This window comes from Halobacteriovorax sp. ZH5_bin.2 (assembly GCF_043196375.1).
Lineage (GTDB): Bacteria > Bdellovibrionota > Bacteriovoracia > Bacteriovoracales > Bacteriovoracaceae > Halobacteriovorax_A.
The window spans coordinates 266,306-282,494 of record NZ_JBEBMJ010000004.1 but is presented as its reverse complement, the minus strand read 5'-3'; the positions used below and the strand labels follow the sequence as shown (position 1 = coordinate 282,494).

The 16,189-nt window shown below is 36.7% G+C and carries 17 protein-coding genes; 1 reads left to right on the top strand and 16 read right to left on the bottom strand.

The features are described from left to right. Window positions 1-4: 4 nt before the first annotated feature. Both ABMA76_RS12190 and ABMA76_RS12185 read right to left on the bottom strand, forming a co-directional pair. Entirely contained in the window at window positions 5-1,492 is a 1,488-nt protein-coding gene (locus tag ABMA76_RS12190; RefSeq protein ID WP_393061767.1) for a hypothetical protein, read from the bottom strand. Beyond that, on the bottom strand, window positions 1,464-1,778 hold the full coding sequence (locus tag ABMA76_RS12185; RefSeq protein ID WP_146037886.1) for a hypothetical protein: 315 nt from the start codon (window positions 1,776-1,778) through the stop codon (window positions 1,464-1,466). The genes ABMA76_RS12190 and ABMA76_RS12185 overlap by 29 nt, the downstream gene beginning before the upstream one ends. A gap of 78 nt (window positions 1,779-1,856) precedes the next feature. Here ABMA76_RS12185 and ABMA76_RS12180 point away from each other — a divergent pair, with 78 nt between their 5' ends. Beyond that, the gene (locus ABMA76_RS12180; RefSeq protein ID WP_393061765.1) at window positions 1,857-3,035 is read left to right on the top strand and encodes a patatin-like phospholipase family protein; all 1,179 of its coding nucleotides are present in this window, start codon (window positions 1,857-1,859) and stop codon (window positions 3,033-3,035) included. Window positions 3,036-3,082: 47 nt separating this feature from the next. On the opposite strand, the gene ABMA76_RS12175 is transcribed toward ABMA76_RS12180, so the two are convergent. From ABMA76_RS12175 to mnmG, 14 genes are all read right to left on the bottom strand, one after another. Next, window positions 3,083-3,574, bottom strand: coding sequence for an outer membrane beta-barrel protein (locus ABMA76_RS12175; RefSeq protein ID WP_393061763.1), 492 nt, complete (start codon window positions 3,572-3,574; stop codon window positions 3,083-3,085). 42 nt (window positions 3,575-3,616) lie between these two features. Further along, window positions 3,617-5,176, bottom strand: coding sequence for a hypothetical protein (locus ABMA76_RS12170; RefSeq protein WP_392910749.1), 1,560 nt, complete (start codon window positions 5,174-5,176; stop codon window positions 3,617-3,619). Between the two features lie 105 nt (window positions 5,177-5,281). Beyond that, window positions 5,282-5,692 carry an ATP synthase F1 subunit epsilon gene (atpC, locus tag ABMA76_RS12165; protein WP_021267680.1) on the bottom strand — a complete coding sequence of 137 codons (411 nt, stop codon included), beginning with the start codon at window positions 5,690-5,692 and terminating at the stop codon, window positions 5,282-5,284. A gap of 57 nt (window positions 5,693-5,749) precedes the next feature. Beyond that, window positions 5,750-7,168, bottom strand: coding sequence for a F0F1 ATP synthase subunit beta (gene atpD, locus ABMA76_RS12160; RefSeq protein ID WP_392910751.1), 1,419 nt, complete (start codon window positions 7,166-7,168; stop codon window positions 5,750-5,752). A 10-nt stretch (window positions 7,169-7,178) separates the two neighbouring features. Then, complete coding sequence (gene atpG / locus ABMA76_RS12155) at window positions 7,179-8,051, bottom strand: ATP synthase F1 subunit gamma (protein ID WP_392910753.1); 873 nt, start codon at window positions 8,049-8,051, stop codon at window positions 7,179-7,181. A 17-nt stretch (window positions 8,052-8,068) separates the two neighbouring features. After that, complete coding sequence (atpA, locus tag ABMA76_RS12150) at window positions 8,069-9,577, bottom strand: F0F1 ATP synthase subunit alpha (protein WP_392911198.1); 1,509 nt, start codon at window positions 9,575-9,577, stop codon at window positions 8,069-8,071. Window positions 9,578-9,602: 25 nt separating this feature from the next. Beyond that, entirely contained in the window at window positions 9,603-10,142 is a 540-nt protein-coding gene (gene atpH / locus ABMA76_RS12145; RefSeq protein WP_393061761.1) for an ATP synthase F1 subunit delta, read from the bottom strand. A gap of 16 nt (window positions 10,143-10,158) precedes the next feature. Continuing rightward, a complete protein-coding gene (locus tag ABMA76_RS12140; RefSeq protein WP_392910757.1) occupies window positions 10,159-10,686 on the bottom strand; it encodes a hypothetical protein in 528 nt (175 codons plus the stop codon). Window positions 10,687-10,709: 23 nt separating this feature from the next. Continuing rightward, window positions 10,710-11,153, bottom strand: coding sequence for a hypothetical protein (locus ABMA76_RS12135; protein WP_392910759.1), 444 nt, complete (start codon window positions 11,151-11,153; stop codon window positions 10,710-10,712). A gap of 144 nt (window positions 11,154-11,297) precedes the next feature. Beyond that, window positions 11,298-11,630: a polymer-forming cytoskeletal protein gene (locus ABMA76_RS12130; protein WP_103218611.1), complete on the bottom strand. Its 333-nt coding sequence runs from the start codon at window positions 11,628-11,630 to the stop codon at window positions 11,298-11,300. 103 nt (window positions 11,631-11,733) lie between these two features. Further along, a complete protein-coding gene (locus ABMA76_RS12125) occupies window positions 11,734-12,702 on the bottom strand; it encodes a ParB/RepB/Spo0J family partition protein (protein ID WP_393061759.1) in 969 nt (322 codons plus the stop codon). A gap of 16 nt (window positions 12,703-12,718) precedes the next feature. Further along, window positions 12,719-13,570 carry a ParA family protein gene (locus ABMA76_RS12120; protein WP_392910762.1) on the bottom strand — a complete coding sequence of 284 codons (852 nt, stop codon included), beginning with the start codon at window positions 13,568-13,570 and terminating at the stop codon, window positions 12,719-12,721. 36 nt (window positions 13,571-13,606) lie between these two features. Beyond that, window positions 13,607-14,272: a 16S rRNA (guanine(527)-N(7))-methyltransferase RsmG gene (locus ABMA76_RS12115; RefSeq protein WP_392910764.1), complete on the bottom strand. Its 666-nt coding sequence runs from the start codon at window positions 14,270-14,272 to the stop codon at window positions 13,607-13,609. Next, window positions 14,269-16,110: a tRNA uridine-5-carboxymethylaminomethyl(34) synthesis enzyme MnmG gene (gene mnmG, locus ABMA76_RS12110; RefSeq protein WP_393061757.1), complete on the bottom strand. Its 1,842-nt coding sequence runs from the start codon at window positions 16,108-16,110 to the stop codon at window positions 14,269-14,271. Before mnmG ends, ABMA76_RS12115 begins: the two co-directional genes overlap by 4 nt. Window positions 16,111-16,189: the final 79 nt, after the last annotated feature.

The following is a 16,189-nucleotide window of genomic DNA, read 5'->3' as shown; positions in this document are numbered from 1 at the left end:
TTTTTTAGAATGCAAACTTCACACCGCCCTTCAAGGCCGTGTTCTTAACAGTTACTTTAGTACCATCACTTGCAAATTCAGCTTTATCACTTAAGTAGTCGATTCCACCGTATAGATTGATATTTGGTCCATATTTATATTCCGCACCAGCAGCAACATGAAAATTACTTGTATCTTTTGCACTACCGAATATTGAAACATCTTCTTCATAACCAGGATCAAGCATAAAATCGAATTGAAAATAAATTCTAATACCTCTAACTAGTGGCATACTTGCTCTGGCACCCACTAAGATCCCGCTAAAATTAATTTCAGTGAATCCATCAGCAACTTGATTATCAAATCCATGAGTATAAGATCCATACCCTATAAATACATCAACCTGAGGTCCATAGAAGAAGCCCATCGGTAGATATTTATAACCTGCAAGTAGTCTAAAACGAGATGAATCCATCGAGTTGCTATCAGACACTAAATTACCTGCATCCTTAGAATATTTTCCAAAACCCTTTTCTAACTCAAGTCCTACCCAATAATTTCTAGTAAGCCAAAGTTCGCTATCGAAGGCAATTGCAAAATCAACACCGTTAATCGATTTCGTTCCATTTGAAATTGATGAATTATTATTAGATCCTGTCCCAATCTTAAGAGCTAATCCGAATTCACCTAATCTTCCAAATGAAGAAGTACGATCATTTCCTTCAACTGGGTCATATTTTAAATCTCTTTTTTCAGATTCTTTCGTATTCTTAGAAATTAATACCCAGTCTTCTGCTTGAATAAGACTCCTGTCTTCATAGCGAAGCACTTTAACTTGAGAGAGTGATTCACCGACATGAATAATTCTTCCCGTAGCAATCGTTTTTGTTTCCCAGTCAACAACTTCCTGAAGAAGAGGGTGCTTTCTACGTCGCATAGGTCGCACGACCTTCACTTCATAATCAGTAAAGATTCCGGCATCCTTACCAAGATCAATAGAGAACTGCTGACCAAGGACACCTAAGACACGAGCATCATAAGGGATTTGTTTTTCATATTGATCTAGCCAATTATTGGCCGTCTGAGCAATTAGTCCAGGATCATCACTATTGAGTTCAATTTTCTCATTAAAGTAAATATCTCTTCCATTCGCACCAAAAATTTGCATATTAACAGCAACACCTTTTGGTAAACTTTCGATCTTCACTTTAATTAGTGATCCTGCATTTGTTTTTTCAGAAACTAATTTTAAAACTTTTGGATTCTCTAGAGCTGCATCTAAATTCTTCTTATAGTTTGATAAAATATTGATAATTTCAGAATTATACTGGTAGTAACACCAACGTGATGATTTTAAATAGCCTTCAATTTTAGCAAAGACTTCGTAACCAAGTGCTCCACCAACAGAATCCCTTACAGGGAGAATCATACAACGACGTGCGCTTGGTGCAGCAAAAATATCAAGTGCTAGTAAAAGTAAAAAACTAGTTATAAGTAATTTGATTATTTTCATTGAGACGACCTTCGTAGAGATCTACGAGCATTTTATATTCATTATTTTCTTGCTTGGTTTTAATTAATTCTTTTTTAAGAAGCTCATGTTCTTCTTGTAAACGCTTAAGGTATACGATGGCATTCGATGCACTTAGTGAATCGTTATATTCCCACTCGTTCATTTGTATCAGATATTTACCCTGATCAAATTTCCAAATTAATTTATCTCTTTTTATATAGCGACGAATTGTTGATATTGAGATTCCCTTCAACAATGAATAGTCATTTATGTCCATCCAAATCATTTCTTAATTTTAACCAACTTGACGTGCTTTGCCAAAAATTATCAATACATAAATTCGTATTTCGAGTATAATTTTTTTATGAACAGAGTTGATATAGAAAACTTCAAGAATAAAAAGACTGCCCTGGTTCTGTCGGGTGGTGTCGTCAAAGCTGCCGCATGGCACCTTGGAGTAAGTTGGGCACTCCACGATCTTGGTTTTACATTCAAGCATAATCATTCTGATGTAAATCCTGATTATGAAATCTCAACTTATGTTGGTTCAAGTGCAGGGGCACTTATCAGTCTCTTTTTAGCCTCTGGACATTCACCTTTAGAAGTCATTGAAGCTTTTATTCATAAAAACAAAACCGGTTTGAAGCCTATTACATACAAGGATATGCTTTCTCTAAAGAGACCAAGTTTAAAGCCTCATCACCCTAATCTCTATGATCCTTTGGATGGCTTTCCACTTGTTATCAAAAGTCTTTTAAAGCCTATCATGACAGTCTCTGGCCTCTTTTCAACAACGGGACTTCACGACTACATTATTGAAAATATAATCAAATCAAATAATTTTGACGATTATGATGCTGACCTTTTCATTATTGCGACTCAATTAGATAACTCGCGTAAGACAATATTCTCACGCTACAATTATCCAAATCCAAGTCATGATCCAACGGCACATTACTATACAGATATTCCAATTGCAGAAGCGGCCACTGCCTCGATGAGTGTTCCACCATTTTACACTCCATACCCTATTCATAATACGGTAACTGATACAACTGACTTTTATATTGATGGTGAAATTCGCGAGACACTATCAACTCACGTGGCCGTTGATAATAGTTGTGAATATATCATCTCAAGCTGGACCCATACGCCATATCATTATCAAGATGAAATTGGCTCCCTTGCTAACTATGGCCTTCCTGCTATTTGTACTCAGGCCATTTATTTAATGATTCAAAAGAAAATTGTTGATTCAAGGGCCAGACGTATCGCTGCTCAAGACATTATCGATACTGTAAACCAGTATATGATCAATGAAAAATTCAGCAATGAACAGAGACGTCATATTACTTCAATCATCGAGCGAAAGCTTAACTTCAATCCTGATGTAAAGCTTATTGATATTTATCCAAAGCATGACGATTATAATCTTTTCTTTGCAGATATCTTCAGTTTAAATCCAAAGAAAATGACTAAGATGCTTGAGGCCGGCTACAAGCGAACAATGGAAATTTTTAATAATAAAGAATACGAGTCATAAAAAAAGCCCACTTAAGTGGGCCTTTCTTATTTATTAATTTTTTAAAATTAAAGATCAAGTGGAACTGAAATACCAACTAGGATTTCATCTGCTTCAACTTCATTTGCTCCTAAAGCAACACCATTAAATTCATCATAAGTCATTTTACGGTATTCAAAGTTTACAGAAACAAATGGAAGCATAGTAAGACCAACACCAAGTGCAATACCTGAACCTTCTAGGTCTTCAAGCTCTGAATTAAAGTAGTAACTAGCATAAGCTCTTGCAAGGATCGGTAAATCAACTGCTACGTATGCACCCATATTTGTTACATCGGCGTCAGTTCCGTCTACATCATAAGTTCCCATATTGTAATCTAGACCAAAGCTTACAAGCATTGGAAGTGAGTAACCTAGACGACCACCGATATTTAAACCAGTAGTATCATCGCCATCAGTGTCACCTAAAATATTATACGCTAGGTATGGTTCAACATAAATTCCAGCTTGTGCTTGGAAACCAGCAATCATAATCATCATTGCAACTAAAATCTTTTTCATACAATCTCCTCAATAAGATAAATCTAGTAATATTCTCTCAAACTAGATATTTTCAATAATATATAATCCTTCAGTACAGAAACTTTGCGTGTATTGAATATTGCCTTCCCCAGAGTCAATTTTCGTATTCATAATCCCATAGTCATGAGAAATTACAAATACCTTTTCCGTAAGTCCTGTTATTTCAGCACTAACTGTTCCATCTTTGTCCATATAATAGAAATCATATGAACCAGAAGGTCGCTGCGACGACATATAAGCTTCAAAACCAACGAGTGGATTATTCAAGTTTATTTGAATAACACATGCACCATTATCGGCCCGATTTTGAAAGAGCTCTTTTAAGTAGTCAATATACTCAATGGAGGGAATAACGACTTTTTTAATATCATTGAATCCCACAAAGACCGAAGTCTCTTTACCAACTTCAATATAGTGTTTAAAACTTGCATCCCGCAACGGGGTAAGAATTTTATAGCGATTAAGCCCGACTTTAGAAGCACTGATCTCACGATTAAAGTAGCGAATATCACTATCGTTCAAGTTCAATGACTGTAAGGTTTTAGCTGCGAGATTTTCTTCATATACAGAAAAATTAATGGCCTTAGCGTCTAAAAGATAAGGTGCTTCATATGTAATTTCATCTTGGACAAGATGGATAATTTTTTGAGCGACCTTACCTTTAAAGTCCATATACTTTATTAAATGATTTCCTAGCTCAACATCGAGATAAAGCTCATAAACAAAGGAATCACCAGGTTCAACTTCTTTAAAATTTCGATTTAAAAACACCTTCTTTTTAAAGGCACCCATAAATGTCGAAGTATCGATCTTATCACCTAGATCCACTAAAATATGTGCCCCAGTCTCTTCTTTTACCTTATTCTTTTCTAATATTTTATAGAGATAATCATCATTAATGACAGGAATATCAAAGGTCGTATCACTACGTGCACTTAACTCAAAATTTGTTCTAATAATTCCTTGAGCAGCAACGGATCCCCGAAAAGTAGAAAAGCTATCATCACTAGAAATTGGAATTGAGATTTCCCCCATCCCCGCATCGGTAAATAATTCATTTAAATTGTAAGTAGGAACTAAGTCAAAATCAGTTAAGTTATTCTTTGATATACCCTTAGGCCCAAACTCACGTAGTTTCACCTTGAAATTTGAAACAGATTTCTTCTTACGTGCCGCTGACTGAATAAAGCTTGAAAAATCGATGACTGGTTTATAATTTTTAGGTTTACCAGCAACCTTTTGTGTAGCAGTTACTACTGGTGCTTTCTTTAAAGCTGAAGGCTTCTTGAGAGCTTCTTTCTTACCTTTATTATCGCCGTAAGAAAAGAATACGAGTTCTTCCCCATCTTTGATATTACCGCTTACCTTAGTCCCTTTTTTAACCCCTGAACTTGCCATAATAATTTCATCAGATTCAATATGACCTTGATAAGCAATAGGTGGAACAAAGCGTTTATGTAATTCAAATGTTTCTTTAACATCGAAACTCTTAGGCTTAAGAGTAACTATATCTCCGCCACTTAATGCATAAGCATTTGCTAGAAATAAAGAAATGAAGAGATAAATAAACCTAATAATCATTAGCTCTATTTTCTCACTATTGGGATATTTAGGACTTAAGGGGCAAAAATTGCCGAGTGGTCACTGACAGGCAAAAGAAAGGCCCTGTTTCCAGGGCCTAATCTATTATTTTGAAATTTGCTTAACTAGTTGTAATCTAAGTTCGGCTCTTTCAAGCTTACGACGGTACTTAACTAATTCTTCATCAGTAAGAGTTCCTTTCAGCTTTTCACGAGCGTAGATTAGTGCATTTGTAGCTCTTTCCTCATCAATCTGACAGTTTTCTTCTGAAGTCAGAGATAGGATAGTAATTTGGTCGTTTAAAACCTTTACGATACCGTCAGTAACAGTGAAAAATCTTTCAGAATCATCACCGTGTACAGCAACGCTACCAGTAGCTAGCTTCTCAACAATGTGAGTATGACCATCAAGAACTTCAATCTCACCCTTTAAAGTAGGAATGAAAACTGAGTCTGCTGGTACGTTCTTCGCAACAACTGAGCTAGGCGTTAGAATATTTACAACAAAGTTACTCATTTATTAATCCTTTGCTTAAGTTCCACAGGCTTTTGGCCCATGGAACCTACTACTTAGTTATGCGTCTTTCTTAAGTTGTTCCCACTTTTCATATACCATGTTTAGGTTACCAACAAGGTAGAAAGCTTGCTCAGGAACTTCATCACATTCACCAGCTAGGATAGCCTTGAATGCTTTGATCGTATCGTTGATATCAACGAATTGACCTGGGATACCTGTAAACTGCTCAGCAACGAAGAATGGTTGAGAAAGGAATTTCTCAATCTTTCTTGCACGACCAACAAGTACTTTATCTTCTTCAGAAAGTTCATCCATACCAAGAATCGCGATGATATCTTGAAGTTCCTTATATCTTTGAAGGATCTGTTGAACTGAACGAGCAGTATCATAGTGATCATCACCAAGGATAGCTGGAGATAGAATAGTTGAAGATGATGTTAGTGGGTCTACCGCTGGGTAGATACCTTTTTCAGCAATTGAACGTGAAAGTTCAGTAGTCGCATCAAGGTGAGCGAATGTAGTTGCTGGAGCCGGATCCGTGTAGTCATCGGCAGGTACGTATACAGCTTGGATAGAAGTAATCGAACCATCTTTAGTTGAAGTAATACGCTCCTGCATAGCACCCATCTCAGTACCAAGAGTTGGTTGGTAACCTACGGCAGATGGAATACGTCCAAGTAGTGCAGATACCTCTGAACCAGCTTGTGTAAAACGGAAGATATTATCAACGAAGAATAGTACGTCTTGTTTCTCTTCATCACGGAAGTATTCTGCTAGAGAAAGACCAGTTAGAGCAACACGTGCACGGGCACCTGGTGGCTCATTCATCTGACCATATACTAGAGCTGTCTTATCGATAACTCCTGATTCTTTCATTTCTTCGTAAAGGTCGTTTCCTTCACGAGTTCTTTCACCAACACCAGCGAATACTGAGAAACCACCGTGTTGAGTAGCAATGTTGTTGATAAGTTCCATAATTAGAACTGTTTTACCAACACCAGCACCACCAAATAGACCAATCTTTCCACCCTTTAGGTATGGAGCAAGAAGGTCAATAACTTTAATACCAGTAAAGAATGGCTCAAGTTTTGTTGATTGATTTTCAAATGATGGAGCTTCTCTGTGGATTGAGTAAGATTTTTTATTACCTAATTCACCAGCTTCATCAATCGCCTCACCAACTACGTTGATGATACGACCAAGACATTCACGACCTACAGGTGCTTGAATTGGAGCACCACTGTCAGTAACAACTAGTCCTCTTGATAGACCTTCAGTTTGGTCCATAGCGATCGTTCTAACAACGTTATCACCTAGGTGAGTTGCAACTTCAAGAACAAGGTTATTTTCTTTGTCGTTGATTGTTGAGTTTGTAACTAAAAGGGCGTTATAGATTTCCGGTAAATTTCCATCAGCAAATTCAACGTCTACAACAGGACCCATAACTTGACGAATAACACCTTTTGCTTGTGACATTCTACGCTCCTTAACCATTGAGGGACTCAGCACCTGATACAACTTCAATAAGTTCAGTCGTAATCGCCGCTTGTCTCAATTTATTCATTTTAATAGTTAGTGTTCTAATTGCATCTTTACAGTTTCCAACGGCACTATCCATTGCTGACATACGTGATCCATGCTCTGCTGCTGTAGCATCTAATACTGCAGTCCACATTGCACTTGTGTATGCTTCTGGGATAAGGCCATCTAAAATATTTTCAGCACCAGGGTTGTATCTGAAATCAAACGGATACTTTTCCTTTAGCTCATCTCTTTCAGATGAATCAAGAGTCATTGGAAGTACTTGTTTAACAGTTGGTTCAACCTGGATAGCAGAATGGAAGATATTGTAAGCAATACTTACCTTTCCTACTTCACCAGTTGCGAAAAGCTCAGAAAGCTTAGACGCAATATTTTGAACTTCATGAAATTGTGGTTCTGTTCTTTCAAAACCATAAGTTTCACCTTCATTAACAAGTTTCACAACAAGTTCTTTTACTTTAGTACCGATAAAGTGAACTTCTAGGTTGTTAGTATCTTCATGTTTTGCAAGATAAGCTTTAACAGCTTTTGCAAGACCTGAGTTATAACCACCACAAAGACCTTTATTCGAAGAAATTACAAGAAGTACTTCTTTCTTAGATTCGTTATTATTTAAGAAAGAATGGTTGTAATCTTCAACTAAAGCAGAAATTGTCTTAATTGAATCTTCTAATTCATTTGCATAAGGACGCGCATTCAGAATCGCATTCTGAGCCTTGTTTAGCTTTGCAGCTGAAACAAGTTTCATAGCTTCCGTAATCTTTAAAGTACCCTTAGTACTTTTGATTTTCTTTTTAAGATCCTTAATATTTGCCATTATGGCTCCTCAATTAATTAGTAGTTCTTACTTGCAATAAATTCTTTAATTGCAGTTGCTAATTTACCGTCGTTCTCACTAGAGATTTGTTTCTCTGCTCTTAATGAATTCATAAGATCTGAGTGAGAAGTATTTAGGTGATCTAGAAGATCTTTTTCAGCAACTCTTACCTTATCAACAGGTACTGAATCGAACATACCTTTTGTACCAGCATATACAGATACAGCTTGATCGATTACGTCGAATGGAGAATATTGTGCTTGCTTAAGTAGCTCAACAAGTCTCTCACCTTTTGAAAGTTGTTTTTGAGTAGCTTCGTCTAGATCTGAACCGAAAGCCGCGAAAGCTTGAAGTTCACGGTACTGAGCAAGATCAAGTCTTAGTGTACCAGCAACTTTTTTCATTGCTTTAATCTGAGCAGAACCACCAACTCGTGATACTGAGATACCAACGTTAACAGCTGGACGAATACCAGAGTTGAAAAGGTCACCTTCAAGGAAGATCTGACCATCTGTAATCGAAATTACGTTTGTTGGAATATATGCAGAAACGTCACCTTCTTGAGTTTCAATAACTGGAAGTGCAGTTAGTGAACCAGCTCCTAGGTCATCAGATAGTTTCGCCGCACGCTCAAGTAGTCTTGAGTGACAGTAGAAAACGTCCCCTGGGAATGCTTCACGTCCTGGTGGACGTCTAAGAAGTAGTGAAAGTTGACGATAAGCTTGAGCTTGTTTTGTTAAATCATCATAAACGATTAGTGCGTGCTTACCGCTATCTCTGTAGTACTCACCCATTGTACAACCAGTATATGGTGCTAGGTACTGAAGTGGTGCAGAGTTAGAAGCAGTTGCAGATACGATGATTGTATAATCAAGAGCACCAGCTTCTTTTAGTTTTTGTTGTACTTGACGTACTGTTGAGTTCTTTTGACCAACAGCTACGTAGATACAAACTACATCTTTACCTTTTTGGTTGATGATTGTATCGATTGCAACAGCAGTTTTACCTGTCTTTCTGTCACCAATGATAAGCTCACGTTGACCACGTCCGATTGGGATCATAGCGTCGATTGCTTTAATACCTGTTTGAAGTGGCTCATGTACAGATTTTCTACCTAGAATACCTGGAGCTTTAATTTCAACACGTCTAGTGTGTTCAGAAACGATTTCACCTTGTCCATCAATTGGATTACCAATAGCATCAACAACACGACCTAAAAGAGCGTCACCTACTGGTACTTCAACGATCTTTTGAGTTCTTTTAACTGTTGAACCTTCTGTGATTTTTGGATCATCACCAAGAATAGCAACACCAACGTTGTTAGTTTCTAGGTTTAGAACCATACCTTTTGTACCTGTAGCAAATTCTACAAGCTCTCCGGCCATTACGTTTTTAAGACCGAAAACTCTAGCAACACCATCACCAACAGTAAGAACTGTACCTACTTCGTCTACTTGAAGTTTAGTTTCGAAGTTAGCAATTCTGTCTTTGATAATGCTCGTAATTTCTTCTGGATTCATTGACATCATTTACCTCTACAATAATTGGCCATTAGCCATTTATAATTGATTCTTTTAAAGTATTAAGTTGTTTATCTACAGATGCATCGATTTGATAGTCTTCAACTGTCACACGAACACCTGCTGTAATTTTTTCGTTTTTTGTATAAGTTAACTCAGGCTCTGATCCAAGTTGTGACTTAATAAAAGATTTGATCTTATTAAGTGACTCAGTATCAATTGAATCTGAACTACCTTCAATTGTTCCTCTCATGAAACCTTTTTCATGATCATCCATAACGATAACTTCTTTAAAGATTAGAGGTAGAATACCAATTCTTTTTTCTTGAAGTAGGAAATTAATAAATGATTTTACAACTTGAGAAAGCCCTAACTTTGCTAATACATCATTAAGAACAGAAGCTTTTTCCTCAATAGTAAATACATCTAGAAACATAACGTTTTCTAAATCATTGCTTGCATTGATTACTTCTGTAAGAGCAGTAAGCTCTTGTGCTGTATTAATATTAGACTCTTTACCTAGGCTGAAAATCGCTTTTGCATACGCTTTGGCTACATTCTTTTCTTTCATCTTACTAACCCTAGAACTATAGTCTTGAAATTAAATTGGTTGTTGCTTTATTTGATAATGAACTATCAGAGTGAATTTTATTCTTTGTTTTAGAAATTACTTCATCTAATAGTGACTCATTAAGTTGCTTAAGCATCATCTTCTTTTCAGATTCTAACTTATGTGAAGAATCTACTTCCATTTTTTTCATTGATGCTTTGATTTCTTGAACGTAAGTTTCTTCGAACTTTTCACCATCATTTTTTGCATTAGCGATGATTTGCTCTTTCTCACCTTCGATATTATCAAGCTTAGCTTTTGAAGCTGATAATTCTTTTTCTGCTTTTGCATCTTTCTCAGCTGCGTACTCTACAAGATCCTTAATAGAATCTGCTTTTTCTACAAATGAGTTTTTCATGAATGGGATTATTTTCCATGCCATGAATCCAAAAACAATTGTGAAGTTAATTGCAGGAACTAGTAGGTCTGATAAATGACCACCGTGGTACTCGCCACCAGCTGCAAATACGATATTACTAAAAACTAGAGCTAATAATAATTTCATTTAGTATCCTTATAATTTAATGACTACTGTACAATTTTATCAACTAGAAGTGATGAAAGCTCATCAGCATCTTTCATGATAGCAACTTTCTTCTCTTCTAATTCTTGAGAATATTTTGCTTTTTCTGAGTTAGCTTCTGCTTCAAGCTTATTAGCAAGTTCTTTTACTTTAACTGCTTCACGCTTAGTAACTTCTTCTTTCTTATTTTGAATTAAGTTGAAAGCTTCAGATTGAGCACCTTCAATTTTTGACTTATATTCATTTTCTAGCTCAATCGCTAGACGTGACTTTTCGTCAGCACCAGATTCCATTTTAGTAGTTTTTGCTTCGCGATTTTCAAGAACTTCTTGAAGCTTAGACCAGATCAGGTTTCTTGTTACAAAGTAAAGAACTGTAACGATGGCCAATTGAATGAAAAAAGTAGAGTTGATACCTAGAGAGTTTAATACTGTATTGATAGTATCCATTAGTGACTACCCCAAATTGTGTAATAAGATTGGTTAAAAGTTCACTAATAATTAAACTTTATCTGGCCTATCGTCAAGATAAACCGCTTTTTTCTGAATGATTGTTAATATTTATTTAAGTTGTAAATAATCAAATTTATTTAATTATTTCTCGTCGTGCATCTTCGTTGTACCGTGGAAAATAACGCCGTCTTCCACAATAAGCGAAGGTGTAGTGATAGTCCCTTCGAAGCGAGCTGGTTTAATAATCTCAACGCGAGAAGTCGCCTTGATGTCACCTTTTACGATTCCACTAATCATAATTACATCTGCAATAATGTCTGCATTAATTACAGCGGCCTCGGAAATAATTACCGTATCGTTTGAAAAGATAGTTCCGTTCACAATTCCCGCTATGCGCCCTACACCGTTTAGTGTGATATTACCTTCGAGCTTACACCCGTCTTCGATAATCGCTGCCATTGTTCCCTGTGTCATAAATCTACCCTTTCCGTGGCTGGTTCTATAGGACCATATTTGATTTAAATTTTGGTTCTATAGGACCGGCCATAAAGACTGGTCCCATAGGACCAATAAAACATTATCTATTTAAAAGTAAGTATTCAAATATATCATTAAATTCGGCTTCATTAGAGAACTTCAGTACAACTTCTCCTCCACCGTTTTTATTTGTTTTAATACCGAAATGATAACCAGTTTTTTGTTCTAATTTTTCACGGTACTGTGACATTTTTCCATTAAAAAAGTCGAAGTTTTCTTCTTCTTTGCCAACTTTTGTTGGTCTCTTTGCTGACTTGATTAATTTTTCAGTTTCGCGAACTGATAGATTATCAAGAGCTGCTTTATTTGCAATACGGATACAATCTTCTCTCTCTTTAACACCAGCTAAAATTTTAGCATGACCAAATGAAAGTTGATCCTTTTGAATTAATTCAACAACATCGCGTGGAAGCTTAAGAATACGTAGGAAGTTAGCTACTGTAGATCTTTCCTTACCTACTTTCTTTGCAACTTCCTCTTGAGTTAAGTTGAAGTCTTCCATAAGTGCAAAGTATGCAAGAGCTTCTTCAACACAGTTAAGATCAGATCTTTGAACGTTTTCAATGATCGACATAACCATCTTTTCACGGTCAGTCGCTCTTTTAATCACAACTGGAACCTGAGTAAGACCTGCTAACTTAGAAGCACGAAGTCTTCTTTCACCAGCAACAAGTTCATATCCATTATCGGCCTTAACAACGATTAGTGGTTGAATAACACCGTTTTCTTTAATTGAGTTTGAAAGCTCATGAAGTTCTTCTTCTTTAAAGATCTTTCTTGGTTGGTTTGGGTTTGCATGAATTACTGTAATATCAAGCATTGAAGGATTAGTTTCTACTTGTACTGCAGGAGTTGCATTAAGCACTGGTTTATTAGTAGGAGCTGGATTATCTGCTGCTACTTTTTGTAGATCAGAAAAAGCTGCTTGAGCCTTTGATGCTTTAGAAGCACCTTGAGTGCCACCAAGTAACGATCCCATTCCTTTTCCTAACGCCATTTTCTTAGCCATTCTCTCTTCCCCTTACCTATTGAATGTTACCAGCTAATGAACCATCAACTTCATTTGAAGATGGAACCTGTGGTAGTTCATTTTGAATTTCTACTGATTGTGCACGATCTTTAATAATAAGTTCTTTAGCTAGTGATAAGTAAGCTTCAGAACCTTTTGATTCAATATCGTAAAGGATAATTGGTTTACCAAAAGATGGACACTCGGCGAGTTTTACATTTCGAGGTATTACCGATTGAAATACTTTATCGCCGAAGTGCCTTCTAATCTCTTCTGCAACTTGCTTGTGAAGAGATGCTCTCCCATCAAACATAGTAAGGACGATTCCGTCCATTTCTAATGTAGGATTTAAATTTGCTTTAATAAGTTTTACTGTGTTTACAAGTTGTGCCAGACCTTCCATTGCAAGGTATTCAGTTTGCATTGGTACAATAAAGCTATGAGCAGCGTTAAGCGCGTTCACAGTTAAAAGACCAAGTGAAGGAGGACAATCAATTAGGATATAGTCGTAAGAATCCATCACTGGCATAAAAGCTGTCTTTAGCTTTGATTCTCTAGCGAATTCACTTACTAACTCAATCTCTGCTCCTGATAAGTTATTATCAGATGGACAGATATGAAGATTAGGTAATTCAGTTTCGTAGATACATTCACGAATATCTGTTTTACCAATCATTGCATGATAGATATTGCTTCCGTTATGCTGCGCTGAATCAAGCCCTAAACTAACACTACCGTTACCCTGAGGGTCTAGGTCAATTACTAGAGTTTTTTTCTCGGCTACTGCAAGGCAGGCAGCAAGGTTAATTGTAGTAGTTGTCTTACCAACACCACCCTTCTGATTCATGAGTGCAATAATTTTAGCCATTTATGTCTCCCAAAAGATATAGTTGTTACTATATTTTTAAAGAAATGAAGACAAAGTGACAAGCTGTTTATTTTTATTTTTTCTAAAACTCGTTATTTCTGTTCCACGTAGAACATTCTTATTACGTAAGGCAATCATCATACGCCCTTCAGTATTAGGAATATCAACAAGTGTCTCTTCAACAATCTCCCACTTATTACCAAGCCAATCCAGGTCTTCTAATTCATAGAAGTTTGGACCTTTGTAGAAAATAACATTTACAGTTTTATCTGTGATAATTAATGGAAGAAGGTTTTGTATCGTTGATACTGCCTTGAATGTAATTGTACAGTCGCGATCAAAATACACGTTCTCAAATCTTTGATGATATGTCTTTACATTATCAAGACCGATGGCTTCAGCAATCTGATTAACAACCTTTGACTTCTTCCCTCTTGCTTCAAAACCAATATACTTCTTATCTGGATTCAAGCTAGCAAGTGGTAGTAAAGGAAAGCCTCCACCAAAACCAATATCGACATGGATTTTAGTATTGTCATAGATCTTCTTAAGTGAAGCTACATTTTCGATAGGTTTAACACTATCTACATATTGCTTATCAAAAAATTCTTCTGGTGTATTAATTCTTGTTAAGTTAATTCCTGCAAAAGGACCGTTGATTTGTTCTAGGTACTTCTGGCAAAACTCTGTATCTTTCATCATAAAATATTACCTGCTACATAGGCTAAGGTTGCAGGACGAATCCCTACTATTCTTTGTAATTGGCCAAAACTTTCTGGCTTAATTTCTGTTATTCGTTGGCGGCACTCAAATGAGATATTTTCACTAGCTACTAATACCGTCCAATCAATTGGTTTTTTACTCAAACGATTTATCTTTGCATTCTCTACTAGTGCACGATCAATATAACCTTCGTATTTAAGAGATATAGCTACTGTACGGATAACATTCGGATCGAAGGCCATATTATTCTCATTCAACTCCGCTGCTAGTACATCAACTGGATTTAAATGTGCTCTTTTAGATAATTCAGCAAGTGTAATATTCGAACTAAGAGGTCCATAACCTTTTTGTGTAAAATGGTCTTTATTTTTTGGATTAGCTTTATATGTATAATTCTTAGCTATATTCCATATGATATTAAAACTTCTTTCAAATGTTTCTTGGTATTGGTCTACATCAGCATATAAGCCTAACTGTTGACGATACTTTTTCATACGTAAAATCGTATTATCCTCTCTTACGTAGAGACGGTTTTCATTACGTGCAGTAAATAGTCTGTAAGGCTCATCTCTCTTATTCGATACAAGATCCTCTACCATAACGCCAATATATGAATCCTCACGATCTAATATAAACTTCTCTGCCCCAATAGCTGATCTAGCAGCATTAATTCCTGCAATTAAACCTTGTCCCGCAGCTTCTTCATAACCAGAAGTACCATTTACTTGCCCAGCGAAGTACAGGCCTGGCATTTCTTTTGACTGAAGTGTTCTATCTAGGCATGTTGTATCGACAACATCATATTCTACAGCATATCCATAGATAGCAATCTCGGCATTCTCTAAACCTTCTATAGTACGGATAAAGTCTAACTGTATCTCACGTGGAAGAGATGTAGAGATACCATTTGGATAAAACGTATCTAATTCTAGTGATTCCGGCTCAACAAAGACGTGATGAACATCCTTGTCTTCATAACGATAGGCCTTATCTTCAATAGAGGGACAATATCTAGGCCCAACACCTTTAATCTGACCATTAAAGATAGGACTTCTTTCTTTATTGTCGCGTATAATCCCTAGGGTCTTTTCATTTGTCTTAGTAAGATGGCAAGAGACCTGCTTAACAAATCTTTCGTTTAAATCATGACCAAAGTGGAAATTTACTGCAGTAGGATCACTTTCTTGTTCAACCATCTTGGAAAAATTAATTGAGTCTCTCTTTAAGCGTGCAGGAGTTCCAGTTTTAAACCTAGTCTTTAATGCAGTTACACCTACAAAGATATTTTCTAGAGAATCTGCCTTAAGGCAATCAACTCGTCCACCGTCAGACTGTTCCTCTCCCGTATGCATCTTACCTGCTAAGAAAGTACCAGTCGTAACAACGATCTTCTTTGAAAGATACTCGCCTTCAGCTGTTTTAATAACGAAAGAGTCTTGATCTTTACTTACTCTCTCTACCATCTCTCGAATAACAGTTATATTGTCATTGGCCTCAACTTCAGCTTCTGCATTTCTGGCGTATACTTCCTTGTCAATTTGCACACGAGTTGACTGTACGGCATAACCCTTGGATTCATTTAATGTACGATATTGAATTGCACTTCGATCAGCTAATTTCCCCATGATGCCACCTAGAGCATCAATCTCTCTTACAACCTGACCTTTCCCCACCCCGCCTACTGCTGGATTACAGGGTGCTGATGCTATACTCACACCAGGCATAGTTATGATTGCAACTTTTAAATCAAACTGAGCGGCGGCCCAAGCAGCTTCAAGTCCTGCGTGTCCTCCACCGATGATGGCTACATCAAACATATTAATTCCGATTCTACACGTGTTCCACGTGGAACTTTTGCCAAGATTTGTTCTACGTGGAACAAATAGGCGCAGTTCT